This is a genomic window from Streptomyces gobitricini (genome assembly GCF_039532985.1).
GTDB classification, from domain to species: domain Bacteria; phylum Actinomycetota; class Actinomycetes; order Streptomycetales; family Streptomycetaceae; genus Streptomyces; species Streptomyces gobitricini.
Genome location: NZ_BAAASR010000023.1, coordinates 56117 through 81878 on the forward strand (window position 1 = coordinate 56117; position 25762 = coordinate 81878).

The 25762-nt window shown below is 74.1% G+C and carries 22 protein-coding genes; 6 read left to right on the forward strand and 16 right to left on the reverse strand.

The features are described 5' to 3' along the window. Positions 1-26: 26 nt before the first annotated feature. The 4 genes from ABD347_RS21125 to ABD347_RS21140 form a co-directional block, all read right to left on the reverse strand. Complete coding sequence (locus ABD347_RS21125) at positions 27-302, reverse strand: DUF2087 domain-containing protein (RefSeq protein ID WP_344363613.1); 276 nt, start codon at positions 300-302, stop codon at positions 27-29. A gap of 385 nt (positions 303-687) precedes the next feature. Beyond that, a complete protein-coding gene (locus tag ABD347_RS21130; protein WP_344363614.1) occupies positions 688-1401 on the reverse strand; it encodes an HAD family hydrolase in 714 nt (237 codons plus the stop codon). A 34-nt stretch (positions 1402-1435) separates the two neighbouring features. After that, a complete protein-coding gene (locus ABD347_RS21135; protein WP_344363616.1) occupies positions 1436-1921 on the reverse strand; it encodes an Lrp/AsnC family transcriptional regulator in 486 nt (161 codons plus the stop codon). 37 nt (positions 1922-1958) lie between these two features. Next, positions 1959-4361 carry an MMPL family transporter gene (locus ABD347_RS21140; RefSeq protein ID WP_344363618.1) on the reverse strand — a complete coding sequence of 801 codons (2403 nt, stop codon included), beginning with the start codon at positions 4359-4361 and terminating at the stop codon, positions 1959-1961. A 340-nt stretch (positions 4362-4701) separates the two neighbouring features. On the opposite strand from ABD347_RS21140, the gene ABD347_RS21145 reads away from it, so the two are divergent. Together ABD347_RS21145 and ABD347_RS21150 are read left to right on the forward strand one after the other, a co-directional pair. Then, complete coding sequence (locus ABD347_RS21145) at positions 4702-6225, forward strand: FUSC family protein (RefSeq protein WP_344363620.1); 1524 nt, start codon at positions 4702-4704, stop codon at positions 6223-6225. Between the two features lie 330 nt (positions 6226-6555). Next, positions 6556-7617 (forward strand): lactonase family protein, encoded by a 1062-nt coding sequence (locus ABD347_RS21150; RefSeq protein ID WP_344363622.1) that lies wholly within the window; start codon positions 6556-6558, stop codon positions 7615-7617. Between the two features lie 122 nt (positions 7618-7739). Here ABD347_RS21150 and ABD347_RS21155 read toward each other — a convergent pair whose 3' ends face one another. From ABD347_RS21155 to ABD347_RS21175, 5 genes are all read right to left on the reverse strand, one after another. Further along, complete coding sequence (locus ABD347_RS21155; RefSeq protein WP_344363624.1) at positions 7740-8660, reverse strand: sirohydrochlorin chelatase; 921 nt, start codon at positions 8658-8660, stop codon at positions 7740-7742. 70 nt (positions 8661-8730) lie between these two features. After that, positions 8731-9906, reverse strand: coding sequence for an N-acetylglucosamine kinase (locus ABD347_RS21160; protein ID WP_344363626.1), 1176 nt, complete (start codon positions 9904-9906; stop codon positions 8731-8733). Between the two features lie 19 nt (positions 9907-9925). Continuing rightward, the gene (locus tag ABD347_RS21165) at positions 9926-10603 is read right to left on the reverse strand and encodes a uracil-DNA glycosylase (RefSeq protein ID WP_344363627.1); all 678 of its coding nucleotides are present in this window, start codon (positions 10601-10603) and stop codon (positions 9926-9928) included. Between the two features lie 34 nt (positions 10604-10637). After that, positions 10638-11723, reverse strand: coding sequence for a WD40/YVTN/BNR-like repeat-containing protein (locus ABD347_RS21170; protein ID WP_344363630.1), 1086 nt, complete (start codon positions 11721-11723; stop codon positions 10638-10640). Positions 11724-11814: 91 nt separating this feature from the next. After that, the gene (locus tag ABD347_RS21175; RefSeq protein ID WP_344363632.1) at positions 11815-12897 is read right to left on the reverse strand and encodes an NADH:flavin oxidoreductase/NADH oxidase; all 1083 of its coding nucleotides are present in this window, start codon (positions 12895-12897) and stop codon (positions 11815-11817) included. 118 nt (positions 12898-13015) lie between these two features. Here ABD347_RS21175 and ABD347_RS21180 point away from each other — a divergent pair, with 118 nt between their 5' ends. Next, entirely contained in the window at positions 13016-13366 is a 351-nt protein-coding gene (locus ABD347_RS21180; RefSeq protein ID WP_344363635.1) for an ArsR/SmtB family transcription factor, read from the forward strand. A gap of 579 nt (positions 13367-13945) precedes the next feature. On the opposite strand, the gene ABD347_RS21185 is transcribed toward ABD347_RS21180, so the two are convergent. Beyond that, the gene (locus ABD347_RS21185) at positions 13946-15292 is read right to left on the reverse strand and encodes an FAD-dependent oxidoreductase (protein WP_344363638.1); all 1347 of its coding nucleotides are present in this window, start codon (positions 15290-15292) and stop codon (positions 13946-13948) included. 201 nt (positions 15293-15493) lie between these two features. Between ABD347_RS21185 and ABD347_RS21190 the strand changes: the two genes are divergently transcribed. Next, positions 15494-15877 carry a DUF6214 family protein gene (locus tag ABD347_RS21190; protein ID WP_344363640.1) on the forward strand — a complete coding sequence of 128 codons (384 nt, stop codon included), beginning with the start codon at positions 15494-15496 and terminating at the stop codon, positions 15875-15877. Positions 15878-16039: 162 nt separating this feature from the next. Here the strand turns inward: ABD347_RS21190 and ABD347_RS21195 are convergent, their stop codons facing one another. Beyond that, the gene (locus tag ABD347_RS21195) at positions 16040-16723 is read right to left on the reverse strand and encodes a DUF305 domain-containing protein (protein ID WP_344363642.1); all 684 of its coding nucleotides are present in this window, start codon (positions 16721-16723) and stop codon (positions 16040-16042) included. 134 nt (positions 16724-16857) lie between these two features. Between ABD347_RS21195 and ABD347_RS21200 the strand changes: the two genes are divergently transcribed. Further along, positions 16858-18375 (forward strand): LVIVD repeat-containing protein, encoded by a 1518-nt coding sequence (locus ABD347_RS21200; protein ID WP_344363645.1) that lies wholly within the window; start codon positions 16858-16860, stop codon positions 18373-18375. Here ABD347_RS21200 and ABD347_RS21205 read toward each other — a convergent pair. From ABD347_RS21205 to ABD347_RS21220, 4 genes are all read right to left on the reverse strand, one after another. Continuing rightward, the gene (locus ABD347_RS21205) at positions 18348-19001 is read right to left on the reverse strand and encodes a TetR/AcrR family transcriptional regulator (RefSeq protein ID WP_344363647.1); all 654 of its coding nucleotides are present in this window, start codon (positions 18999-19001) and stop codon (positions 18348-18350) included. The two genes, ABD347_RS21200 and ABD347_RS21205, sit on opposite strands and share 28 nt — an antisense overlap. Positions 19002-19171: 170 nt before the next feature. Continuing rightward, entirely contained in the window at positions 19172-19876 is a 705-nt protein-coding gene (locus ABD347_RS21210; protein ID WP_344363649.1) for a phosphatase PAP2 family protein, read from the reverse strand. A 259-nt stretch (positions 19877-20135) separates the two neighbouring features. Beyond that, positions 20136-21071, reverse strand: a complete 936-nt coding sequence (locus ABD347_RS21215; protein WP_344363651.1) for a M56 family metallopeptidase — start codon at positions 21069-21071, stop codon at positions 20136-20138. A gap of 103 nt (positions 21072-21174) precedes the next feature. Further along, a complete protein-coding gene (locus tag ABD347_RS21220) occupies positions 21175-21735 on the reverse strand; it encodes a DUF5134 domain-containing protein (protein ID WP_344363654.1) in 561 nt (186 codons plus the stop codon). A 141-nt stretch (positions 21736-21876) separates the two neighbouring features. On the opposite strand from ABD347_RS21220, the gene ABD347_RS21225 reads away from it, so the two are divergent. After that, positions 21877-22440, forward strand: coding sequence for a GNAT family N-acetyltransferase (locus ABD347_RS21225; protein ID WP_344363656.1), 564 nt, complete (start codon positions 21877-21879; stop codon positions 22438-22440). A gap of 91 nt (positions 22441-22531) precedes the next feature. On the opposite strand, the gene ABD347_RS21230 is transcribed toward ABD347_RS21225, so the two are convergent. Beyond that, positions 22532-25240: an ATP-dependent Clp protease ATP-binding subunit gene (locus ABD347_RS21230; RefSeq protein WP_344363657.1), complete on the reverse strand. Its 2709-nt coding sequence runs from the start codon at positions 25238-25240 to the stop codon at positions 22532-22534. Positions 25241-25762 lie beyond the last annotated feature (522 nt).

Below are 25762 nucleotides of genomic sequence, written 5' to 3' on the forward strand. Positions count from 1 at the left end.
CGCGACCGCGCCACCGTGCTACGGCACTACCGGACCCGCCGGTAGCTGCCGCCGTCCCGGGACCGGGTGAGCAGCCCACCGACCACCAGGTAGCGGCGGAGCGCGGCGCAGTCCTCGTGCACCGTGCGCAGGGCCTCGTTGATCTCGGGCTCGGTGTACGACCGGTCGCGCTCGAACAGCGTCTCGGAGAGGTGGGCGAGCAGCTGCTGACGTCGGGCCGGCTTGCGTGGGACGGCCGTCAGCCGCCCTTTGGAGAAGAGGGCGGCCACGTCGTGCGCGCCGCTTGTTCGGATCTCGGACATGGGGGGAAGCCTGTCGTGCCGGGAGCGCGGCGGGCAACGCGTTTTCCCGGCCCCGCGCCCGCCCGCCCGCCCGCCGGCCGGCGCGGCGCCTGCCGACGGTACGACGACGGGACGAGCGGACGGCGGCGGGTCCAGCCGCAGCCCGGTAGGCGGCCAGGGTCCCGACGGCCGCCCCCCGGCCGCCGGTCGAGCCGGGTGCGGCGGTCGCCGGCCGGCGGGCGGGCGGGCGGGATCCGTTGGCGGTTGGTCGGGTGTACGGGGGGCCGGCCATGGTCCGGTACGGCGGTCGCGCCCGGTACGGGGCCCGGCCCGGCGGTCGAGCCGGACACCGCACCCTTGCCCCGCCCGGCGGTCGGCGGGTTCGGCGGCGCGCCGTGGGCTGCGGTTACGGGCGCGGCGGTCGGCTTCCGGTGACCTGACGGCTCGCCATCACGAAGTCGTAGGCCGCCCGGGCCGTGAACTCCGCCTGTCCGCCGCGCAGCAGCAGCCCCACTGTGCCGAACGCCGGGTCGTCGACCGTGCCCGGCACGTACGGCACGGCGATGCACCGCATCCCGGCCGCCTCGGCCGCCGCCGCGCCGGGCGGGGCGTCCTCCAGCACCACGCAGTGCTCCGGCTCCACCCCGAGCCGACGCGCCGCCTCCAGGAACACGTCCGGCGCTGGCTTGCCCCGCTCGACCTCCTCGGCCGACACCAGCGTGGTGAGGTACGCGTCCAGTCCCGTACCGCCCAGGACCGCTTCGATCGCGGCACGCGACGAACCCGACGCCACAGCCATCGGCACGCCGCTCGCGTGCAGCAGCTCCACGAAGGCGCGCATCTCGGGGAACACCTCGGTCGCGGCGCGCGCCAGTTCCAGGTAGTGCCGGTTCTTTCCGGCCAGCAGCTCCTCGATCGGGGCGTCGAGCCCGTACTCCTCCTTGAGGATCTCCAGCGTCTCGCGCGTCCCGATCCCGATGAAGTCGGTGTGGCGCTCCCAGCCGAAGTCCGTGACGCCGTGGTGCGCCAGCAGCCGGCGCCCCGCCTCGTAGTAGTTCGGCTCGCTGTCGACCAGCGTGCCGTCGAGATCGAAGATGACGGCGGCGTGAGAACTGTTCATGCGCTCAGCATGCCAAGCCTCCGTCCGCGGTCCTTCACTCCCGCTGCCGGCCGGCCGCCCGGCCCACCGACTCGACCAGGGGCAGCAGCCGGTGCGGCACCCGCTCCCGCAGGGCCATCTCGGTACGGGTGCGCACCACCCCCGGCAGCTGGATCAGCCGCTGGATGACGTCCTCCAGGTGCCCGTTGTCCCGCGCCACGACCCGGGTGAGCAGATCCCCGCCACCGGTGATCGAGAACGCCTCGACGATCTCGGGGATGGCGGCCAGCGCGTCGCCCACCTCGTCCAGGTGACCCTGGGTGACCTCGATGTGCACGAACGCCAGCACCGGGTGCCCGAGCGCCGCGGGGGACAGGGCCGGGCCCGTACCGGTGATCACGCCGTCCCGTTCCATCCGGTCCAGCCGTGCCTGCAGGGTGCCGCGCGCGATGCCGAGGAGACGCGCGTACTCGCGGACGCTGGTACGCGGCTGCTCGATCAGCAGCCGGAGGATGCGGGTGTCCAGCTCGTCCACAGCCATGGTTCCTGGCCCCCTATTGGTATGGCGGTTCCTGGGGTCACCGTACCAATGGTCCAGTGCGGTCCTCTTTGCTCCTCAGCCACGAGGGGACCCACCAGTTGGCGGGTCCGGCCAGCCGCATCACGGCGGGTACGAGCAGGCCGCGCACGACGGTCGCGTCCAGCACGGCGGCCAGGGCGAGTCCCACGCCCACGGCCTTGAGGATCACCAGGCCGGAGGTCGCCAGGGCCACCATGACCACCGCCAGGATCGTGGCCGACCAGGTGAACAGACGGGCGGTACGGTCCAGCCCGCGGGCGACCGCCGTCACCGTGTCCGCGCCCGCCCGGTGCTCCTCCACGATGCGGGAGAGCAGCATGCACTCGTAGTCCATGGAAAGGCCGAAGGCGACGCAGAAGGTGACGACCGGGATCTGTACGTCGAGGGCGCCGGTTGTCACGAAGTCGCCCACCAGCCACTTCATGTGGCCCTGTTGGAACACGAAGACCAGCGCGCCGAACGTCGCGCAGAGACTGAGCGTGTTCAGGACGAGGGCCTTCACGGCCAGGACGGGCCTGCGGGTCAGTCCGAGTACGAGGGCAATCATGGACACGCCCATCAGCGTCAGGGCGAGCGGGAGCCGTTCGCCGATCGCCCCGCGTACGTCGGCGACCTTGGCGCCGAAGCCGCCCACCCACGCGGGGGAGGGCGCCGGTACGTCCCTGATCACCTCGACGCGGTCGGCGTTGGCCGGACTGCCCGGCTCGCCGGCCGTGGCCACCGACAGGTACACGCCGTCCCGTCCTTCGTGGCGCGGTGCGAAGCGGGCGGACGACGGAGAGGGGCCCGCGACGAGCCGCCCCCGGCGGTACGTCCCGGTGGCCGTGTCGACCCGCACCACCCCCTCCACCGCGGAGACCCGCCGCGCGTAGCGGTCCAGCTCCGGGGCGCGGGAACGGGCGTCGAGGCCGGGAAGGGCGACGGTGGTCGCCCCGACCGGCGAGTCGGGGAAGTCCTCCCGCAGCGCCGCGCCGACACCCCCGGCGGCGCTGTCGCCGGGCAGCACCCGGTCGTCGGACATCGCGAAACGGACGTCGGCGAACGGAACGGCCAGCAGCACCAGCAGGCAGGTGACCGGGACCCCCGTGGCCAGCGGCCGGCGCATCACCGCGAGGGCGATGCGCCCCCAGTGCCCCCAGCCCCCGCGTGCCGATGCCGTGTCGGCCGCGTTGGTCGTCCCGGCCCCGCTCCTCGTCCCGGCCCCGCCGTTCGTGCCGTTCGTGCCGGCCTCGCCGTCCGCACCGCCGGACGGCACCGCACGGTCCGCCGTCTTCGTCCGGCGGCGCCACCGGGCGAAGACGTCGAGGCGGTCGAGCCGGTCCCCCAGCAGCGCGAGCACGGCCGGGAGGACGACCAGGCTGCCCGCGGCGGCCATCACGGTGACCGCCACGCCCGCGTACCCGAGGGAGCGCAGCACCGGGTGCGGGAAGACGAGCAGCGCCGCCATGCTGCACGCGACGGTGCCTGCCGAGAAGGCGACCGCCCGGCCGGCGGTGCGCAGTGCCGTGCGCAGGGCCTCCGTGGCCCCCGCCCCCTTCGCGCGCTCCTCCCGGTACCGGCTGATCAGGAACAGGCTGTAGTCGATGGCCAGGGCGAAGGCCAGGGCGGTACCGATGTTGAGGGCGTACACCGAGACCTCGGTGACATCGGTGAGCCTGCGCAGCAGCGCCGTGGTGCCGAGCGCGGCGAATACCCCGACCAGTACCGGCAGCGCCGTCGCCACCAGGGAACCGAACACCAGCAGCAGCAGCGTCACGGTCAGCGGCAGGGCGACGAGCTCGCTCATCCGCGCGTCCCGGGACGCCTGGCGGGCCACCTCGACACGGGTGGCCGCCTCGCCGCCGGCCGTCACCTCCAGCGGTCCGAACCGTCCGGTCACCTCGGGCACCACGCGTTCAGCCGTCTTACCGCGCTCGTGACTGCCACCGCGCAGCCACGCCAGGATCAGCCCGCTCCGCCCGTCCGGTGCGCGCAACCCCGCCGACGGTCCCACCGACCGGAAGGACCGGACACTCGCGACCCCCCGGTCGGCGGCCAGCCGCCGCTCCAGCGCCCGGCCGGCGGCGACGGCGGCGGGGGCGTCCACTCCGCGACCGCCGGAGGCGTCCGCGCGCACCAGCAGCACCATCTCCGGTCTGCCCGCCCCGAAGTCGTGCCGGAGGATCTCCTCGGCCCGCAGCGACTCCGCCCCGGGCGGCAACATGCCGCCCGAGGACAGCCGGCCGGCCACGTCGTGCCCCGCCAGTGCGGACAGGGCCATCAGCAGCAGCGCGACCACGGACACGAGTCGCCGGTGCCGTACGGCGAAGGGGGCGCGGGCGCCGCCGGGTCCGTCGCCCCCGCCCGGCGGCGGCTCAGGGGCCGGGTTCGGGGCCGGACTCGGCTTGGTGGTGGTCGGCATGCGTACTCCCCTGGCACGGGCTCTGGCGGACGGTTTGCTTCCCCTTCTTCTTCGACCACGGCCGCGCCCCACCTTGAGCCGGTCGCCGGACTGGCCCATTGGCTCGCCCCGTGTTGTGGTGCACTCCGATCTGCTGGACCAATGGACCAATGGTTTTACGTCGAGTTGAGCCATCGGGCCGGGAGGTGGTGTCATGGGGGTGTCGATGGCGCTGCGGACCCCGTGGCGCCTTTTTCATGCCGGGACATCGGAATGTCCCGGAAGTCCGGGCGTCGAGGCCTCAAGGGCGTCGAGGACGTCGAGGACGCGACGTCGTCCATCACCGAAGGGGCGGGAAACTGTGCTGAAGAGGATGTTCGTGGCTCCGGATCCGGGGCGGCTGCGGTTGCGCAGCGCCGCCCGGGCCGTCCTCGGCATCAGCGTCGCGGTGGCCGTGTGCGGGCTCGCCGGACACTCCCTCGCGGCGGCCATCACCGGCGGGCTCGCCGCGCTGCTCGCGCTCTTCACCGTCACGGACGCCACGGTCAGGGGCCAGGCGGTCACCACCGCGCTGCTGCCCGCCGTCGGCTTCCCGGTGCTCGCCGTCGCCGCTGTTCTGCACGATCACCCCGTGGCGCGGGACATGGCCTTCCTCGCCGTCATGGGGGCCGGTGTGTACGCCCGGCGCTGGGGGCCGCGCGGTCACTCCCTCGGCGTCTTCGCGTTCATGACCTTCTTCGTGACGCAGTTCCTGCGCACGATGCCCGAACAGCTCCCCGAGCTGTACGCCGCGGTGGCCCTGTCGCTGCTGTCCTCGTCGGCGGTCCGCTTCGGCCTGTGGTGCTACGAGCGGCGACTGCCCCCGCCCGCCGTACAGGTGCCGATCGAGGGGCGGGGCCTGGCGCGCACCACCACGCGCCAGGCCGTCCAGGCCACCGTCGGCGGTGCCGTCGCGCTCGTCATCGGCCAGATGCTCTCCGGGGAGCGCTGGTACTGGGCCGTCGGCGCCACGTGGTGGATCTTCGTCAACACTTCCTCGCGGGGCGAGACCCTCGTCCGCGGCTTCCGAAGGGTCCTCGGCACTCTCATCGGCATCGTGGCCGGCCTGGTGGTCGTCGTCCCGCTGGACGGCGCCGCCGTGCCCTCGGCGGTCCTGGTCGCGGTCTGTGTGTTCGGCATCTTCTACACGGCCGCCGTCTCGTACACGTGGATGATGCTGTCGGTCACGCTGATGGCCGGGGCGCTCTACGGGCTCCTGGGCGTGCTGGACCCGGCCCTGCTCGCGCTGCGGGCGATGGAGACCGGGGTCGGAGCCCTGGGCGCGGTGCTGGCCGTGCTCCTCGTGCTGCCCGTCACCACCCACGCCACTACGGACGCCTGGATCCAGCGGGCCCTGCGCTGCGTGCACGTCTGCACCGAGCGGGCCGCCGCGCGCCTGTCCGGTACACCGGGCGCCGACCCGTCCCCGCACGTCGCCGAGCTGGAAGCCCTCCTCGGCCGGGTACGGCTCTCCCTGGCCCCGCTCGTACACCCGCTGAGCCCGCTGCGGGCACGCAAGGCCCGGGCCCGGCAGGTCCTCGCACTGCTCGACGCGTGCGCGCGCGAGGTACGGGGCCTGGCCTCCATCGCCGCCGACCCCGAGGCGTCGCACGACGCCCGGCTGGCCGCCGCCTGCTGGCGCGTGGAGGCGGCCGTCGAGGCGCTCACGACACCCGCGAAGGCGCGGGAGGCCCGCACCGCCGACGCCGACGCGGCGCGCCTCCCGGCGGCCGTCGCGACGGTGGCCGAGCCCGCCCTCGCCCATCTGCACAGTCTGGAGTGCGCGCTCACCGAGCTCGCCACGCCGCTGCGCACTTCCCCGCGTGAGCCGCTGATCGGCGCGTAGTCCCGTTCCCGCCCGCGCGGGGCACCCCCGGGAGTCGGGGGCGGCCGGACCGTCCGGACCCTGACCGCCTCCGGCGTGCCCGGGCGGTCCGGCCGCCGAACGTCCACTTCTCCGTACGCCGGTCCCGTGCCGTGCGCCGGTCCCGCGCCTGGAGCGCTTCCGCGCCGTACGCCGGTCCCGCGCCGTACGCCGGTCCCGTGCCGTGCCCGGCCGGGGACCGCGCCTCGGCCGAGGAGCGGCGGTCCCGCCGTGACGATCTCGGCCGCTGCTTGGTCTAGACCTGCTAGCGTCGGGCGCGGACCGGGCCGACAGGCGGAGAGGGGCAGCGTGGTGGCGGACGAGACACGGCAGGGCGAGCACCGGGGCGGGCGGGCCTACATCGGGTCCTTCACCTCGGCGGGAGGGCGCGGTGTCGTCGCGGCCTCCGTGGACCACCGGACCGGGACGCTGACCGTGACCGGCGCGTCGGACGCGGTCACGGATCCGTCCTTCCTGGTGCCGGCGCCCGGCGGCGGCGTGCTGTACGCGGTCAGCGAGACCGAGGAGGGCGCAGTCGCCGCCTTCGACGTCACGGGACCCGCCCCCCGGCTGCTCGGGCCCCCCGCGCCCGTGGGCGGGGCCCACCCCACGCACCTGGCGCTCGCCCACGGACACGCCCTCACCGCCAATTACGGCTCCGGCAGCGTGAGCGCCCTGCCTCTGGGCCCCGGTGGCGCGCCGCACCCGGCCGTGGAGGTGCTGCGCCATCACGGCACCGGCCCGGATCCGGAGCGGCAGGAAGGACCGCACGCCCACCAGGTGGTGCCCGCCCCCGGCGGGCGCTGGGTGCTGAGCGTGGACCTCGGCACCGACTCCGTACACGTCAGCGCCCTCGACCCCGCGACGGGCGGACTGACGGCGCACGACGAGACCCCGCTGCGGCCGGGCAGCGGCCCGCGCCACCTCGCCTTCCACCCGGCGGGCAGTCATGTCTACGTCCTCGCCGAACTGGCCCCCACGCTCACCGTCTGCCGCTGGGACCCCGGCGCGGGCGCCCTTGACCCCGTGGAGGAACCGGTCGTCCTGCCGACGGACGCGGAAGCCGTGAGCCACCCGTCCGGGATCGTCGCCGCACCCGACGGGCGGTTCCTGTGGGCGGCGGTGCGGGGCGACGACACCATCGCCGTCCTGGCTCTCGACGAGACCCGCGAGGAGCCCCGGATCGTCACGACCGTCCCCTGCGGCGGCCACTGGCCGCGGGACCTCGCCCTGGACCCCTGGGGACGCCGCCTGTACGTGGCCAACGAGCGTTCCGGCGACGTCACCTGGTTCGACATCGACCCCACGACGGGTGTGCCGAGCCCGGCGGGCTCCCTGGAGGTTCCGGCGGCGTCCTGCGTGGCCTTCGCCTGACCAGGGGCGCCGTGGGCCTCACGCGACGACGCACGGAGCGCGGAGGTCACGGGAACGGACGTGACGGGCAACGGACGAGGGCCCGCTCCGGACGCTCCCGGTGCGGGCCCTTCCGTCACGCGTCAGCGGACCGGAGCCCCCTGCGGCTGCGGCACGATGCCCAGCGCGGTCGTGTACTGCGACAACACCAGCTTCCCCACCGCCGGGTAGGCGCCCAGCGACTCGGCCACCGGGCAGTCCGCCGCCTTCGCGGCGTCCTCCAGCAGGCCCTCGGCCAGCTCCGGGCCGATCAGGTACGGCGCCAGGGCCAGCTGCAGCGAGCCGGAGCCGCGCAGCTGCTCGGCGACAGCGGCCACCGAGCCCTCCTGGTCCAGCGCGGCCGCCATCACGGGGACGGCGAGGCGCGCGGCCAGCAGCATGCCGGTGATCCCGGCCGCCTGCACGGCCTCCTCGCCGCCGACGGTGGCCAGCACGATGCCGTCCGCTGCCGTGGCGACCGTGAACAGCCGCGCCCGGTCGGCGCGGGCCAGCCCGGCCTCGGACAGGCGCACGTGCAGTGCCTCCGCGAGCAGCGGGTGCGGCCCCAGCACGTCGGTCAGCCCGACGGACGCGCCGCTGTCCGCGACGGCCTGCTGTATACGGTCGGTCAGGGCGCGGTCCGGGCCCGCCAGGAGCGGCACCACCACGGCGGCCGGGCCCTCGGGCTCGGCGACCTCGCGGCCGGCGGCCCTGGCCAGCTCGTACCGCTCGACACGCAGCGCGGCAGCCCGCCCCAGGACGGCCGACAGCTCGGGGTACTCGGACTCGTCGCCGTCCAGGAAGCCGATCGCGGCCTCCAGGCCGGGCAGCTCGGAACGAGCGATGCTCACGACCTCTTCGGCCAGACTGCGCACAGCGGCGGAAGGAGTGCCGGGAACGGCGAGAACGAGCGCGGGCGCGCCCTCGGGGGCCGCCACGGGTTCGGGGCGACGGTGCCGCCCGGACTGTCGGGGTCGCGGCATTCGTACAGGCAGGCCGGAAGCGGGCCCAGTGGGGGAGCTCATGGCGCCGCATGCTACTGGCTTTACCTGCTCCGACGCTTGGGGAGGGGGCGGTCAGGCGCCCTCTGTCCGGCTATGTCCGATCAGTCGGCTGGAGGGTGGTTGTGTCCAGCATGCCCGGCTCGCGAGGCAGCCGGAGTGTGCCCGTGGCGAGGGCCGCCGCGACGGCGAGCGCGCCGTCGAGCGGGTCCCCGGCGGCGGCTACCACGCGCGCGTGCGGCACGTGCTCCGCCAGCTCGGCGCGCAGCGGTACCAGCAGCGGGTCGCCCATCTTGAACAGCCCGCCGGTCAGTGCGACTTCGGGCTCCGCGCCGCGCGGGCACGCGGCGGCCGCCGCCTCCGCGATGTGCCGGGCCGCCCGCGCCAGGACGCCGGCCGACACCGGGTCGCCCTCCGCGGCGCACCGGGCCACCTCGGGCGCGAACGAGGCGAGTACGGCCGGCCGGTCGGCGCGCGGGTAGAGCCGGCCCGGCAGCCCCGCCGGAGGGCCGAACACCGCCTGGAGCCGCGCCAGCAGGGGAGCCGATCCTCCGCGCCGCCCGTCGTGGGCACGCAGGGCGGTCTCCAGTCCGGCGCGGCCGATCCAGGCCCCGCCGCCGCAGTCGCCCAGCAGATGCCCCCAACCGTCCGCGCGGCGCCAGCCGCACAGGTCCGTGCCGAGCGCGATCAGGCCGGTACCCGCCGCGACGACCGCTCCGGGCCGCTGTCCGAGCGCCCCGGCGTAGGCGGTCACGGCGTCGGCGGCCAGCGCCAGTGCGGGCACCGCCAGCGAACGGCGCAGCGCCCGCGGCAGGATGGCGCGCAGCTCGTCCCCGAGCGTCGTCATCCCGGCCGCCCCGATCGCCACCGCCGCGAGCCGGTCGGCACCGGCCCGCCGGAGCAGCTCCTCGACGGCCGGGACGAGCCGCTCCAGCAGGTGCTCCGCGTCCAGCCCGCCCGCCCCGGTGCGCACCGGCTCCGCGAACGCCGTGCTCTCCACGGCGCGCACCCCACCGATGCCACCGGCGCCCACGCCACCGATGTGCACACCAACTGCGCCCACGTCACCGATGTGCACATCGCCGGCGTCCATGCCACCGATGTGCACATCGCCGGCCCCTGCTCCCGCACCGCCCCCGGAAGCCGCTTGGGAGGCGCGCTCTTTCGAGCTGTCCGCCCCTCCGGCGCCCCCGGGCGGCAGCGCGGCGAGCGCGATCCGCAGCCCGGAGCCGCCGGAGTCGACCCCCAGCACCCAGGTGCCGGCGTTCACCCGCGCCTCCGGGAACGGGTCACGGAAGCCGCCAGTCGATCGGCTGCGCGCCCTGCCGGACCAGCAGTTCGTTCGTACGGCTGAACGGTCGTGAGCCGAAGAAGCCCCGGTCCGCCGACATGGGGGACGGATGCGCCGACTCGATCGCGGGCAGGTCGCCGAGGAGTGGACGGAGATTGCGGGCGTCCCGTCCCCACAGCACGGAGACCAGCGGCTTGCCGCGTGCCACCAGCGCCTTGATGGCCTGCTCGGTGACCTCCTCCCAGCCCTTGCCGCGGTGCGCGGCCGGCTTGCGGGGCGCCGTCGTCAGTGCCCTGTTGAGCAGCAGCACCCCCTGTCGGGTCCACGGCGTCAGGTCCCCGTTGGACGGCCGGGGCAGACCGAGGTCGGAGTTCATCTCCCGGAAGATGTTCTCCAGACTGCCCGGCAACGGCCGTACCTCCGGTGCCACGGAGAAGCTCAACCCCACCGCGTGTCCCGGTGTCGGGTAGGGGTCCTGGCCGACGATCAGGACCCGCACCTCATGGAACGGTTGTTGGAACGCACGCAGCACATTCGGCCCGGACGGCAGATAGGTGCGCCCGGCGGCGATCTCCGTACGGAGGAAGTCGCCCATTCCGGCGATGCGTTCGGCCACCGGCGCGAGGGCCTCGGCCCACCCCGGCTCGACGATTTCTTTCAACGGTCGTGCTGCCACGGCCGTCACTCTACTGGCGCAACGGGTGAGCCCCTCAACCGATCACCGCTGCCCGTACGCACAGCACATCGGGCAGGTGGGAGGCGAGCAGGCGCCAGTTGTCACCGTCGTCGGCGCTCGCGTACAACTCGCCGTTGCGATTGCCGAAGTAGACACCGGCGGGGTCCGCGTCGTCCGTGCACATGGCGTCACGCAGCACCGTGCCGTAGTGGTCGCCGTCGGGCAGTCCGGCCGACAGGGCTTCCCAGCTGCCGCCCGCGTCACTCGTACGGTAGACCCGGCACCGCCGCTGCGCGGGGACCCTGTCGGAGTCGGCCGTGATCGGGAAGACGTACGCCACATCGGCGCGGTGCGGGTGCGCGACCGCCGCGAAGCCGAAGTCCGAGGGCAGGCCCTCGCCGATGTCGGTCCACTTGCCGCCCGCGTCGTCGCTGCGGTACACCCCCCAGTGGTTCTGGAGGTAGAGCCGGTCCGGGTCCCCCGCGTCCTGGGCGATCTTGTGCACGCACTGCCCGAAGGCCGGGTTCGGGTCCGGCAGGAAGACCGCGGACACCCCTTCGTTGGACGGCGACCAGCTCTCGCCACCGTCCCGGGTGCGGAACACCCCGGCCGTCGACACCGCGACCGTCACCGCGTCCCGGTCCCTGGGGTCGGTGACGACCGTGTGCAACCCCTCGCCGCCGCCGCCCGGCACCCACTGCGACCGGGTGGGGTGCTCCCACAGCGGGCGGACCAGCTCGAAACTCTCCCCGCCGTCCTCGGAGCGGAACAGGGCGGCGGGCTCTGTGCCCGCGTACACCATGCCCGGCGCCGCCGGTCCGGCCGGGTGCAGCTGCCACACCCGCTCCAGCGAAGCGCCCGTGTCCTTCGGGAACTTGACGGCCGGCCGCACCGGCTCCGTCCACGTCGCCCCCAGGTCGTCGGAGTGGAAGACCGAGGGGCCCCAGTGGGCGCTGTCCCCGCCGACGAGCAGCCGGGGCGCGGCCCGGCGTGTGTCGATGCCGATCGCGTACACGGCCTGGGCATTGAAGTGCGGGCCCTCGAACTCCCACCGGCCGTCATGCCTGCGGCCGATGAACAGTCCCTTGCGAGTGCCTACGGTCAGTAGCACGTCGGTCATCGCCGACACCTCCTGGACGCCTCTGTCGCGGATAGGGGCCAGTCTGCACCCACCCACTGACAGTGGCGCCCGAAGGCGGCGTTTCCCCAGGTCAGACGGAGCGGTGGTACTGGTCCGGCACGTGCACCGCACCGCCGAGTTCACGGGCCGCGTGCCGCGCCCAGGACGGGTTGCGCAGCAGCTCCCTGCCGAGCAGCACCGCGTCGGCCTCGCCGTTGGTGACGATCTTCTCCGCCTGGCGCGCCTCCGTGATCAGCCCGACGGCTGCGACCGGCAGCCCGGTCTCCTCCTTCACCCGCGCCGCGAACGGCACTTGGTAACCCGGGCCGACGGGGATGCGGGCGCGCGGCGCGTTTCCGCCGGACGACACGTCGAGCAGGTCGACGCCGTGCTCCTTCAGCAGCGCGGCGAAGCGCACGGTGTCGTCGGCCGTCCAGCCCGCCTCGTCCTCCAGCCAGTCGGTGGCCGAGATGCGGAAGAACAGCGGCAGCCCCTCGGGCCACACCTCGCGCACCGCGTCGACGACCTCCAGGGCGAAGCGGGCGCGGTTCTCGAAGGAGCCGCCGTACGCGTCCGTGCGGTGGTTGCTGTGGGGGGAGAGGAACTCGCCGATCAGGTAGCCGTGCGCGCCGTGGATCTCGACGACCTCGAAGCCCGCCTCGAGGGCGCGTCGCGCCGCTGCCGCGAACTCACCGGTGATCTCGTGGATCCGGTCCTCGGTCAGCTCATCCGGCACCGGGTGGCCGTCGTCGAACGGCACGGGGCTCGGGGCGACCGGCTGCCAGCCGTGCGCGTCGGCATCCACGGGGGCCCCGCCCCGCCAGGGCCGGTCGGTCGACGCCTTGCGCCCGGCGTGGGCGATCTGGATGCCGGGAACGGTGCCCTGCCCCCTGAGGAATCCGGTGATCCGCCGGAGCGCCTCGACCTGGGTGTCGTTCCAGATGCCGAGGTCGTACGGGCTGATGCGGCCCTCGGGGGACACGGCGGTCGCCTCCAGGAGGATCAGCCCGGTGCCGCCGGCGGCACGGGCGGCGTAGTGGGCGAAGTGCCAGTCGTTCGCCACGCCCGCGTTCGGTCCGAACGCCTCGGCGCTGTACTGGCACATCGGTGCCATCCAGACGCGGTTGGGGATGGTCAGCGACCGGAGGGTGCGGGGCTCGAACAGCGCGCTCATGGTGGACTCCATTCGGAGGGGGCCGGTGTGCCGGTCGTACGATAACCTTCGTAGTACGTCGCCTGTCAAACTACGAGGATCCTCGTACGATGGGGGGAACCGATGAACTGGAGCCGCCGTGACCACCGCGACCAGCCCGCGCGAACTCGCGCACCCCGCGCGCGACGAGATCCGCCTCGAAGGCGTGCTCCACGCGCTGTCCGACCCCATGCGGCTGTGCGTCGTCCGGGAGCTGGCCGCCGCCGGTTCGGAGGTGGCCTGCTCGTACATCGAGTTGCCGGTCACCAAGTCGACCACTACGCACCACTTCCGGGTGCTCCGCGAGAGCGGCGTCATCCGCCAGACCTACCGCGGCACGGCCAAGATGAACGGCATCCGCCGTGCCGACCTGGACGCGCTGTTCCCGGGCCTCCTGGACGCGGTGCTGTCCGCCGCCGAAAGCCAGGCCGCCCGCCTGGACACCGCGTAACGGCGCGGGCCCGGCCCGATGCCCGGAGCCCCGACCGGGCACGCGGGCGCACCGCCCGGCCTTCGGCCCCCGCCCACAGTCCGCTCCCCGGTCGTCCGGGACGCGGCGCGGCGTAGTGCGGCGCGGTGGCGAGCATGGCCTCGCCGGGCATCCTGAGGGCCGCGTGGGCCGGGTCTGACGGCGCGTCCCGCGCCCCGCGCCTGCGTCCCGCGTTCCACCTCACCGGGACGGAGCCGGGCGCACGGCCGCGCGCCCGGCGAAGCGGCTCAACCGGGCCGGCCCGGTGCCGTCCCGGGGGCGCCCCGCCCCGCGGTGCGCTCGCGCGGCCGGGGCACGGGCGCGACCTGGCGGCGGCCGTGAGGCCGGGGCCACCCCCGCGGGCCAGTCCCGGCGCGTCCGGTCACCGTCCGGGGCGCCGGGGTGCCCGGAGCGTCATGGGTGCCGGGGTGCCGGGGCGCCCGGAGCGTCATGGGTGCCGGGGTGCCGGGGCGCCCGGGTGCCGGGCGCGTCATGGGTGCCGGGGGCGTCAGGAGCGCCGGTCACCGTCAGGGACGCCCGCGCAGCTTCGGCGGCGGCACCTCAGTCCTGGTCGGCGGCGGCCAGTAGCCCCGGCCAGTCGGGGATCTTGACCGAGCCGCGGCCCAGGGTGCGGCCCAGGGCCGCCTCCGCCTGTTCGATGGAGAGCCAGCCGGGCCACTCCACCGGCCGGTGGCCCCATGCGCGCAGGGTGGCGAGCGGGTCGTCCGCCACCGTCCGCCGGGCCAGGGTCGGGGCGTCCGCGAGGAGCGAGGCGGCCGTCTCCTTGGCGCACGGCCGATTGGTGCCGATCACGCCGGTCGGGCCACGCTTGATCCACCCGGCGACGTATTCGCCCGCCGACGGCACCCCGTCCCGCAGCACCCGGCCCGCCGCGTGCGGCACCGTCCCGCGCGACGAGTCGAACGGCAGGCCCTGCAGCGGCACCCCGCGGTAACCGACCGCCCGCAGCACCAGCTGCGCCTCGACGTCCTCGTACACCCCGGTCCCGCGCACACCGCCCGCGCCGTCCGGAACGGTGCGCTCGAAACGCACCCCGGCCGCCCGTCCGCCCCGCTCCAGCACCTCGACCGGCCGCAGGAAGAACCGCAGCCGGATGATCCGTTCCTGAGGCTCCCGGCCGGCGGCGTCCGCCCAGGAGCGCACCACCTCCACATTGCGCCGGTTGACCGCCGGAAGCCCCGCCGGATCCGCGTATGCCGGATCGAGCGCCAGGTCGGCCGGCTCCACCTCGACGCGGGCGCGGGGCATCGCCCCGAGCTCGCGCAGCTCCTTGGTGGTGAACCTCGCCTGGGAGGGGCCCCGCCTGCCCACCATGTGCACCTCCCGCACCCGGCTGGCGGCCAGCGCGCCGAGCGCGGCCTCCGGTACGTCGGTGGGGTGCAGCTCGCCGGGGCCGCGCGCCAGGATCCGGGCCACGTCCACGGCCACGTTGCCGACACCGATCACCACGGCCGACCGGGCACCCAGGACGAAGCCGTCCGGGGCGGCGTCCGGGTGAGCGCTGTACCAGGAGACGAAATCGGTGGCCGAAAAGCTGCCGGGCAGGTCCTCACCGGGCACGCCGAGACGCCGGTCCCGCGCCGCGCCCACGCAGTAGACCACCGCGTGATAGAGCTCCAGCAACCGCGCGGGCGCGAGTCCCCGGCCACCCACCTCGACGTTGCCCACGAAGTCGATCCGCTCGTGCTCCAGCACCGTGCGGAGGTTGTTCTGCAGGGACTTGATCTTCTCGTGGTCCGGGGCGACCCCGTAGCGGACGAGTCCGTACGGACACGGCAGCCGGTCCAGGACGTGCACGCGCACGTCCGGTACCACGATCTGCTCGACGAGGGACTGGGCGGTGTAGACCCCGCTGGGTCCGGAACCGACGACGGCGACACGAAGCACGGCTGCGCTCCTTCCCGCAGGGACTCCCAGCATCGCACCGCCGCGCCCCGGGCGGGAGGTCCGTGCGCGCCTGCGCGCCGACGTGCGCTGACAGGGGCATCGCTCGCGCGTGCCGCGGCGAAGGCGGTGAGCCCGGTGTTTATGGTGCCGGATATGCAGGATCATGCACTTTTTGCCGTAAATGATGATCTTAATGGCCGGATGGGCGTGCGGCCACCCGTGTTCGACGTCCACCTCACCTTCCCCGACGGCGCCAGGCTCGACCTCCTGGCGACGGTCCGCCCACCGTGCGACACGGATGACGGTGGCGATCCGCCGGAGATCCCGTACCGCCTGCCGGCGGCGCCACCTCCGGCCGCGAGGGACGAACCGACGGCGCGCGGGAGGCGCGCCCGCCCCGCCGCACCGCGGGGGAGCGCGGGTCGCCGGGCGGTCGCCGAGGCGTACACCGCCGCGCAGTGGCAGGGCCGCGACCCGGTCCTCGCGGTCATGTCGGCCACCGGGCGCAGTCGGCGCCGGGCGCTCCGTCTGATCGCCGCCGCCCGTGACGACGGCTACCTCAACCCCCGTCACCACCGACGCTGACCATCGCCTGCAACCGGCGCCCCTTCATCGGCGGCCCCCGCCCGGTGGCGACCCCCTGTCGGCGCTCCCGCGACTCGTCGGACCGGCCAGGCCGCAACCCGGTACCAGGCGCTCCGCGACTCGTCGGACCGGCCCGGCCGCGATCCCGTGCCGGGCGCCCCGTCACATGGAGCGCATCCGGTCGATCTCGGCCGTCTGCTGGGCGATCACGTCGTTGGCCATCTCCTCCACCTGGATGTTGTTCCCCTGCGAGAGCACCTCGCCGGCCATGGTGACGGCACCCTGGTGATGCGTGATCATCAGCCGCAGGAACAGTTCGTCGAAGGCTCCGCCACGCGCGCCGCGCAACTGGGCCATCTGCGCCTCGGTGGCCATCCCCGGCATCGTGCCGTGATCATGGCCGGTGTGGGGCCGGGGCCCGCCATGGTTCCGCAGCCACCCCCGCATCGCGCCGATCTCCGGCCGCTGGGCCGCCGCGATGCGCGCCGCCACCTGCTTCACCTGCGTGGAGGACGCCTGCTCGGCCGCGAGCGCGGTCATCTCCAGAGCCTGGCCGTGGTGGACGATCATCATCTGGGCGTAGGCGAAGTCCGCCGCATTGGGTGTGTCCCGCGGGACCGCCCTGCGCGCCTCCTCAGGGGAGAGCGTCCGCGCGGGTTCTCCCGGCTTGCCCGGCGCGAGTACGGCCGGGCCGCCGCTCCCGCCCGCCGCATGGGGCCGTGGCCCGTCCTCCGCTTCCGAAGGTGCCGGCTCACAGGCCGTCAGGGCGAGTGCGACGGTCAGGACGACCGCCGCCGCGACGCTTGTGCTGCGCTTCAACACCAGGACCTCCAGGGCATGTGACATGGCTGGAACCGCTGCCGCGCTCGAACGCCTTCATTAAGTCTCGGTTGCCATCTGTTGAGATGTGCATGCAAAGGAAGATACTGCCGGGGTCCAGGACCCGTTCGGCTTCGAACGGAGACAAGGAGGACGACGCAGTGACTTCGTTGCGCACCACTCACGTGCGACGCAGACGTCTGGGCGTGGCAACCGCCGCGTTCGGACTGCTCGCGGCACTCCTGACGGCCGGCCCCGCGGCCGCCGTGCCCGATCCGGGAGACGCTCCAGCCCCACAGGGCTCGGTCTCCGCGCAGGACCAGGCGGAAGCCCGTGCCGCCATCCGGTCCGGCGAGATCCCCGCTGTGGACGAGGTCGTCCACAGCGACAACATCACCCACATCGCCAACGTCCCGCGCGAGGCCTTCACCAGCATCAACACGGACCTCGCCTTCCAGGGCAGGTACGCCTTCGCAGGCAACTACGACGGCTTCCGGATCTTCGACATCAGCGACCCCTCCTCCCCGAAGACCGTCGCCCAAGTCCTCTGCCCCGGCTCCCAGAACGACATATCCGTCTCCGGGAACCTGCTTTTCCTCTCCACCGACTCCTCGCGCAGCGACAACTCCTGCAACAGCACCACGCAGCCCGCGACCGAGAAGTCCTCCTGGGAGGGCATGAAGATCTTCGACATCAGCGACAAGCGCAACCCCGAGTACGTCGCCGCCGTCGAGACCGCCTGCGGCTCGCACACCCACACCCTGGTGCCGGAGCGCAGGAACGTGTACGTCTACGTCTCCTCGTACTCGCCCAGCGCCGCCTTCCCCGACTGCCGGCCCCCGCACGACGGCATCTCGGTCATCAAGGTGCCGCGCAAGGCCCCCGAGAAGGCGGCCGTCGTCAACTTCCCCGTCCTGTTCCCCGGTGAGGGACCCGACGGGGGCGGCAACCCCGGCGCGCCCACCAACCCGGGCGTCTCCAAGACCACCGGCTGCCACGACATCACCGTGCTGCCCTCCAAGGACCTGGCGGCCGGGGCCTGTATGGGCGACGGCATCCTGTTCTCCCTCGAGGACCCGGAAAACCCCAAGGTCATCGACCAGGTGCAGGACAACGTCAACTTCGCCTTCTGGCACTCCGCCACCTTCAACCAGAAGGCCGACAAGGTCGTCTTCACCGACGAGCTGGGCGGCGGGGTGGGCGCCACCTGCAACGAGCGCACCGGCCCGAACCGCGGCGCGGACGGCATCTACGACATCGTCGGCAAGGGCGACAAGCGCAAGCTCGTCTTCCGCGGTTACTTCAAGATCGACCGCCACCAGGCGGACACCGAGAACTGCGTCGCCCACAACGGCTCGCTCATCCCGGTCAAGGGCAGGGATCTCATGGTCCAGGCCTGGTATCAGGGCGGCGTCTCGGTGTGGGACTTCACGGACTCCGCCAAGCCCAAGGAGATCGCCTACTTCGAGCGCGGTCCGCTCAGCACCGAGCGGCTGGTGACCGGCGGCTCCTGGTCGGCGTACTACTACAACGGCCACATCTACTCGAACGACCAGATCAAGGGTCTCGACGTGCTGAAGCTCGACGACCGTCGCACCGACCCGGCGAAGCGGGTGCGCATGCACGAGCTGAACGTGCAGACGCAGCCGGACTACTTCGACGACTTCGACGACGACTGACCCGGGCCGCCGGTCCTGCCACCGGGCGGCTCCCCGCCCGGTGGCGCACCGAGCTCCCAGTCCAGCCCGTACCGCTGGAACAACTCCGCGCGCAGCCGGGCCGGCGCCATCGGCGCTCCGGGCAGCAGAACGGCGAAGACGGCCCCCATCAGCAGCGCCCGCAGCAACGGGTAGTCCGCGTCCACGTCACGCGACCCGTAACGGTCCACCGTGTCCCGCAGCAGAGACGCCAGACGCTGCTGCTCCGGACCCTGCACGAACCCCTCCGCCTGGAGGATGCCGGCCATGTGCGTACGCATCAGCAGGGGCTGCTCCACCGCCAGGCCCAGGATCGCGTCGATCGCCCGCGCCAACCGCTCCCGCCCGTCCTCGCTGCGCGGTTCACGCTCCAGCGCGGCCTCCAGGGTCAGGTGCATCAGCCGGTGCACCGCCGACTGGAGCAGCTGCCGCTTGCCCGGGAAGTAGTACGACACCAGCCCGCGCGCCGAACCGGCCCGGTCCGCGATGTCGGCCAGCGTCGTCGCCTCGTACCCCCGCTCGGCGACCAGTTCCACCGCCGCCTGCAGCAGCCGCTCCCGCGAACGCCGCCGCAGCTCTTCATTGACCGATGCGCTGCGCGGGGACATGCTTAACTCCTGCGTTGACTGGCTCCCAGCCAATATACTCAGGACATGTCGGCCGGACCGGGCGACGCGGGGGATCGTCCGGTCCGGCGGCCTGCGCCCGCGTGTGCGGAAAGGGCGCCCGTCCGGAGACCGGACGCCGCGCAGGGCCCCGGTGCCCGGCGCCGCCCCGTTCAGTCCTGGCGCGCGAGGTCCCGGCGGGACTCCGCCCGAGAGACCGTCCGCTCGTAGGCCGGCACCGCGACGGCCACGAGGCACACGCCCAGCAGCCAGCCGCCCACCACGTCCGACGCCCAGTGCACGCCCAGGTACATCCGCGTGAGGCCCACGCCGACCACCGAGACGGCACCGACCAGCAGCACGGCGATCCTCGGCCGCCGGCCCACGCCGAACCGGACCAGCAGCCACAGCAGCAGTCCGCACGTGACCGTCGCCGTCATCGCGTGGCCCGACGGGAACGCGGCGTAGTGCGCCGAGTCCACCGGATCCGGCCACCACGGCCGGTCCCGGCCCACCGCCGCCTTCAGCAACTGCTGCACGGCGGAACCGGTCGCGCTCACCGTGACGGTCCACACGGCCAGCAGCCGTTCCCCGTGCCACCAGAGCCACACCACGCCCACGGCGATCAGGGCGCGCATCGTCCACGGATCCCACACCCAGTCGCTGAGGATCCGGTTGGCGTGGGTGAGCGCCGGACTGCGTACGGCCGAGTCGTGCAGCCCGTCCGCCACCACGCGGTCCAACGAGATCAGTGGACCCCACTCGGCTGCGACCAGTGCCAGCAGCACGGCCGAGAGGACGCCGGACCACAGGGCTACGGCCGGGGCGTAAGGGGAACGCTTGGGGGAGCGGGTGGGGGAACGTGTGGGGGAGCGCATGGGGTGATCCTCCCCGGCCGTCGCCGCCCTATCCCCGTACGCCGGGCCATGCCCGCCCGGTCGCCGTCCCCGCCCCCGTCCCCGTGCTCGGCGACCCCCGCCCGGTCGTCCGCCGACCCCCACCCGGGCCCGCCGCCGTACCCGCCGGGCCGTCCGCCGGCCCCCTCCGGTCGTCCGGCCCGGCGCGGTACCGGCGGCCCGGTCGTCCGCCGGCCCCCCTCCGGCCGGTCCCTGCCCGTCACCGTGCCCGGGCGTCCGGCTACCCCAGGGCCCTCAGCGCCGGTACGAAGGCCACCAGCAGCGGCACCACCGGCACCAGCGCGGCGGCGGCCGTCAGGCGCAGGCGCCGCCCGGCCGTGAGACGGGGCTCGGCGCTCAGCAGACGGTGCACCCGGTGTGGCAGCTCGGCGTCCGCCGTGGGGCAGGGGCCGAACACCCCGCGGTCCTCGTTCAGTTCCACCAGGGCGAGGGCGATCGTCAGCCGCCCGTACCGCCTCGACGCCACATCGTCCGCGGCCAGCTCCACGAGCCGGTGCATCTCGTCCCGGAACGCCGCGAACACCGGAATCTGCGGGAACCCCGTGGCCAGCGCCGTCGAGCAGTGCAGCAGCCAGTCGTGCCGGGCCCGCGCGTGCCCCTGCTCGTGGGCGAGCACCGCGTCGAGCTGATGCCCCTTGAGCCGGCGCAGCGCGGCCGTCGTGACGACCAGCCGCGGCGCCGCGCCGGGCAGCCACCAGGCGTCCGGCCGCTCACCCTCCAGCAGCACCAGCGCGTCGGAACCGGGTTCCTCGCCCGGCAACAGCGGTGACCGTACGAGGAGTTCGGCCCGCTTCCGCCGGTGCCGGGCCCGGGCCCGGCGCACCTCCCGGGTGAGCATCGCCCCGGTCCACAGGCCGCCGCACGCCAGCAGCACCGCGAGCACGGCGGACCACGGCCCGTGCGCGCCCAGTTCGTACGCCTCGATCACCGCGCGCGGAGCCGGCGCGAACACATGTCCCCGTACCGCCTGCCAGGCCGCCGCCGCGCTGAACGTCATCGACAGGGCGAAGCACAGCAGTACCGCCGCCACCACGCACTGCCACACCCACAGCGCCACGACCGGCTCGCGCTCCGGCCATTCGACCCGCGCCAGCAGGCGTGGAGCCGCCACGGCGGTGAGAAAGCCGAGTCCGAGCAGCGCGAGGGAGACCAGCATGCCCTCACCATAGGAGCGGCGGACTACCCACCGGTATGGGCCGGCACGTCAAGTGACGCACACCACGGAATCCGAAGCACGAGCGGCGCGGATTCCGTACCCCTCACACGGCCACCAGCATCGCGAGCATGGCCAGCCCCATCGACACCCGGCACGCCAGGGCGACCTCCGCCCCCGCCCACCGGCCGTCCGCGCCGGCCACCGGGGGCCCGGCCGGAACCGCCGGCACCAGCCGCCGGCCCGTCACCAGCACATAGCCCGTGTAGTACGTGAGCAGGGCACCGGTCACCAGAGGCATCCCGCCCGCGGCTCCGTGCGCCCCGTGTGCACCCGCGCCACCCCCGGCCATCGCCACCGCCATGTACACCATGGCCAGCGACCCCACCAGGTGGTGCAGGTGGTGACCGGTGCCGCCCCGGGCCGACCACAGCGCCCGCACCGAGGCCGCGCCGAACACCACCGCGTACACCACCCACGCCCACTCCGGAGGCGCTACCGCCGCCGCGGGCACCGCCATCGCGGCCATGCCGAACCCCATCAGCGCCTCGTCCAGCGCCGCGCCGCGCTCGGCGCCCGTGGAGCTCCTCGTCCGCGCCAGGCAGTAGGCGCCCGCCACCAGGCACAGTGCCACCAGCAGCCACCCGGACATCGCAGGTCCGTGCACGACGTACCTCCCCCTCGACGAGACGGCCTCCAGGACGATTCCCGGACCGGCGAGGGTGCACGCGAGCGCAGGGGTGTACAGGGGGAGCGTGGGCAGGGCGCGTTACGCTGCACAGCGGATCGACAGCCGTGAGGGAGAGCCATGGACACCGCAACGCCCCGGGCCACCGACGAACTGACCTACCGCGACGCCTCCGAGGCCGACGTGCCCGCGGTCGTCGAACTGGTCGAGTCGGCGTACCGGGGCGACTCCAGCCGGGCCGGCTGGACGACCGAGGCGGACATCCTCGAGGGGCAGCGCACCGACCCGGAAGGTGTCCGCGAGGTCCTCGCCACGCCCGGCTCCCGTCTCCTCGTCGTCGAGCGCGGCGGTGAGCTCGTCGCCTGTTGCCAGCTCGAACACCGGGGTGATGCCGCCTACTTCGGGATGTTCGCGGTACGGCCCGGCCTCCAGGGCGGCGGTCTCGGCAGGCGCGTCATCGCCGAGGCGGAGAGGCTCGCCGCCGCCGAGTGGGGGGCGCGCGAGATGCACATGACCGTGATCTCGGTCCGGGACGAGCTGATCGCCTGGTACGAGCGCCGGGGCTACCGCCGTACGGGGAGGATGACCCCGTTCCCGTACGGCGACGAGCGGTTCGGCCTGCCGCGGCGCGACGACCTGCGGTTCGAGCTCCTGGTGAAGGACCTCGTCCCCGAGCCCTCCTAGGCGGCGGCGGGCGCTGCCGGGCGGGCGCCCATACGCGGTGGGCGCCCTCGCGGCGGTGCCTCAGAGGGTGGGCGCCCTCGCGGGGGTGCCCTCACGCGGCGGGGGCCGGCCCTTCCCCGTCACCCGGCGACGAGCCCCGGTCCACCCGCGCCCCCGGCGGCCGGTCCATGGCTCCCGGCTTGCCCAGCGAGCCCGTGTCGCCCGGCCGGTCCGGTGTGTCCGGGGCGTCCGGCCCGCCGGGCCGCTCCGTGTGGAACTCCAGCCGGCCGTCCTCGGCCGTCACCCGCACCCGGGCGCCGGCCGACAGCCGCCCGTCCAGCAGCAGGCGGGACAGGTGGTTGTCGACCTCGCGCTGGATCGTGCGCCGCAGCGGGCGCGCCCCGTACTCGGGCTGATGACCGCGGCGCGCGATCCAGTCGACGGCGTCCGGTGCGAACTCGATCGTGAGGTCCTGCGCGCGCATCCGGCGCCGGGTCTCCTCCAGCAGCAGATCGGTGATCCGGCGCAGCTGGTCCTCGTCGAGCCGCCGGAAGATGACGATCTCGTCGATACGGTTGAGGAACTCGGGGCGGAAGTGCTCGCGCAGCGGCCTCAGCGCCCGCTCCCGCACCACCTCGTCCTCCGCGCCGGAGTCCGTGGCGCCGAAGCCGACGATGCCACGGCCGGTGCCGATCGCCTCCGAGCCGAGGTTGCTGGTCATCACGATGACGGTGTTCTTGAAGTCGACCGTGCGGCCCTGCGAGTCGGTCAGCCGCCCGTCGTCGAGCACCTGGAGCAGGACGTTGAACACGTCCGGGTGCGCTTTCTCCACCTCGTCCAGCAGGAGCAGCGAGTACGGGTGGCGGCGCACCGCCTCGGTGAGCTGTCCCGCCTCCTCGTGGCCCACGTAGCCGGGCGGGGCGCCGACCAGCCGGCTGACGGTGTGCCGCTCCTGGAACTCGCTCATGTCCAGGCGCACCATCCGGTCCTCGCTGCCGAACAGCGCGTCCGCCAGGGCGCGCGCCAGCTCCGTCTTGCCCACCCCGGTCGGGCCGAGGAACAGGAAGCTGCCGATCGGGCGCCGGGGGTCGGCGAGGCCGGCACGGGAGCGCAGTACGGCCTCCGAGACGGCCGTGACGGCCTCGTCCTGCCCGATGACCCGCTGTCGCAGGTGCTCCTCCAGGCCCAGCAGCCGCTCCTTCTCCTCCTGCGTGAGGCTGCTGACCGGGATGCCGGTCTGCCTGCTCACCACCTCGGCGATGTCCTCCGCCGTGACCTCGGCGACCTGTCCGTCACCGGCCGGCCGGGCGACGCGCCCGGCCTTGATCCGTTCGGTGATCTCCTGGACGCGGTCGCGCAGCTCCATCGCCTGCTCGTACTGCTCGGCCGCCACCGCCTGGTCCTTGTCCCGCGTCAGCTGCTCCGCCTGCCGCTCCAGCGCGCGCACGTCGGTGTTCGTGTGCGTACGCAGCCGCACCCGGGCGCCCGCCTGGTCGATCAGGTCGATGGCCTTGTCTGGCAGGAACCGCTCGGTGAGGTACCGGTCGGACAGCTCGACGGCGGCGAGCAGCGCCCCGTCGGTGTAGCGGACCTGGTGGTGGGCCTCGTAGCGGTCCTGGAGCCCGCGCAGGATCTCCAGCGCGTCCTCCGGACTCGGCTCGGGCACCAGGATCGGCTGGAACCGGCGGGCGAGTGCCGCGTCCTTCTCGATGTAGCGGCGGTACTCCTCCATGGTCGTCGCACCGATGACGTGCAGCTCCCCACGGGCGAGCGCGGGCTTCAGCATGTTGCCCGCGTCCATGGAGCCGCTGTCGCCGCCGCCGCTGCCCGCCCCCGCGCCGACGACCGTGTGCAGCTCGTCGATGAAGACGACCAGCTCGCCGGAGTGGGAGCGGATCTCCTCGATGATGGCGTTCAGCCGCTCCTCGAAGTCACCCCGGTAGCGGGTGCCGGCGACGACGCCGGACAGGTCCAGGGCGATGACCCTCCGGTCGCGCAGCGTGTCCGGCACGTCGTGTTCGGCGATGCGCTGGGCCAGCCCCTCCACGATGGCGGTCTTGCCGACGCCCGCGTCGCCGATCAGTACGGGGTTGTTCTTGCCGCGCCGGGAGAGCACCTCCACGGTCTGCTCGATCTCCAGGTCGCGGCCGATGACCGGGTCGATCCGGCCCGTCTTGGCCATGTCGGTCAGGTCCCGGCCGTACTTGTCCAGCGTCGGGGTGCCGCGCGGCGGTGCGGGCCGCTGGTCGGCCTCGCCCACCCACGGGCCCTGCCCGCCGCGACCGGCGCCGGAGCCCTGCACGGAGCCAGGGTCGAACTTGGCGGCGTTCAGGATCCGCCCCGCCGCCGAGTCCGGGTTGGAGGCGAGGGCCGCGAGCACGTGTTCGGGGCCGATGTACGAGGCGCCCGTGTGGCGCGCCAGGTCGTGGGCGTCGAGCAGCGCCCGCTTGACGGCCGGGGTGACGGCGATCCGGGACTGCGGCGGGCCGTCGCCGGCGGTCCGGTCGATCTCCTCGGCCAGGGCGTCAGGGTCGGCGCCGGCGCGGGCGACGAGATCGCGGGTGGGTTCGGTCGCGAGGGCCGCCCGCAACAGGTGCTCGGTCTCCAGGTCGGTGCTGCCGTGTTCGGCCGCGTAGGAGGCGGCGTCGCCGACCATCCGGCGCGCGGGCTCGCTCATCAGGCGGCCGATGTCGATGTACCGGGGGATGGGCCGCCCGCCCGTGGGGGACGATCCCGCCCCGCCGCCCCCGAAGAAGCGGGCCAGAAACTCGCTGAACGGGTCGGAGCCGTAACCCTCCGGACCCATGAAACCGCTGCTCATATGCGTCCGTTCCGGTGTCCGGGAATGGCCGGGACACGCTGTGCGAGAAGACCTGCTGGATCCAGGTCGCGGGTTCCCGAGCGCATTCCGGTTACACCTGTGACACCCGGGACACCCGGCCCCCGTGCCCCGCGTCCCCCGGCCCCCGTGCCGGGACGCACCGGCATCCCTGTGCCCCGGCGTGCACACCCCCCGCGCTGCGGGCACCGGCCTCGCGTCCCGAGCACACCGGCCTCCGCCGCCCGGGACGTGCCGACGTCCACACCCTGCGGCCACCGACCCCTGCCGGCCTGCGCGCACCGACCGACCCCTGCCGGCCTGAGCACACCAGCCCCCGCCCCGCGGGCACCGGTCCCCGCCGCCCGGCCTGCACCGACCCCCACCGCCCGGGGCGGACGCATCGGCCTCCGACGTCCCCCGCGCGCGCCGACCCCCGCCACCCGGGGGCTCACCAGCCTCCCGCTCTGCGGGCACCAGCCCCCGCCGCCCGGGGCGCGCCGCTCGGGGCCCGCGCGTCCATCG

Bases quoted from the DNA above. Each gene is read 5' to 3' on its own strand.
- ABD347_RS21125 (WP_344363613.1), bottom strand. From the start codon at position 302: ATGTCCGAGATCCGAACAAGCGGCGCGCACGACGTGGCCGCCCTCTTC.
- ABD347_RS21130 (WP_344363614.1), bottom strand. From the start codon at position 1,401: ATGAACAGTTCTCACGCCGCCGTCATCTTCGATCTCGACGGCACGCTG.
- ABD347_RS21135 (WP_344363616.1), bottom strand. From the start codon at position 1,921: ATGGCTGTGGACGAGCTGGACACCCGCATCCTCCGGCTGCTGATCGAG.
- ABD347_RS21140 (WP_344363618.1), bottom strand. From the start codon at position 4,361: ATGCCGACCACCACCAAGCCGAGTCCGGCCCCGAACCCGGCCCCTGAG.
- ABD347_RS21155 (WP_344363624.1), bottom strand. From the start codon at position 8,660: ATGAGCTCCCCCACTGGGCCCGCTTCCGGCCTGCCTGTACGAATGCCG.
- ABD347_RS21170 (WP_344363630.1), bottom strand. From the start codon at position 11,723: ATGACCGACGTGCTACTGACCGTAGGCACTCGCAAGGGACTGTTCATC.
- ABD347_RS21175 (WP_344363632.1), bottom strand. From the start codon at position 12,897: ATGAGCGCGCTGTTCGAGCCCCGCACCCTCCGGTCGCTGACCATCCCC.
- ABD347_RS21190 (WP_344363640.1), top strand. From the start codon at position 15,494: ATGGGCGTGCGGCCACCCGTGTTCGACGTCCACCTCACCTTCCCCGAC.
- ABD347_RS21195 (WP_344363642.1), bottom strand. From the start codon at position 16,723: ATGTCACATGCCCTGGAGGTCCTGGTGTTGAAGCGCAGCACAAGCGTC.
- ABD347_RS21205 (WP_344363647.1), bottom strand. From the start codon at position 19,001: ATGTCCCCGCGCAGCGCATCGGTCAATGAAGAGCTGCGGCGGCGTTCG.
- ABD347_RS21210 (WP_344363649.1), bottom strand. From the start codon at position 19,876: ATGCGCTCCCCCACACGTTCCCCCACCCGCTCCCCCAAGCGTTCCCCT.
- ABD347_RS21215 (WP_344363651.1), bottom strand. From the start codon at position 21,071: ATGCTGGTCTCCCTCGCGCTGCTCGGACTCGGCTTTCTCACCGCCGTG.
- ABD347_RS21225 (WP_344363656.1), top strand. From the start codon at position 21,877: ATGGACACCGCAACGCCCCGGGCCACCGACGAACTGACCTACCGCGAC.
- ABD347_RS21230 (WP_344363657.1), bottom strand. From the start codon at position 25,240: ATGAGCAGCGGTTTCATGGGTCCGGAGGGTTACGGCTCCGACCCGTTC.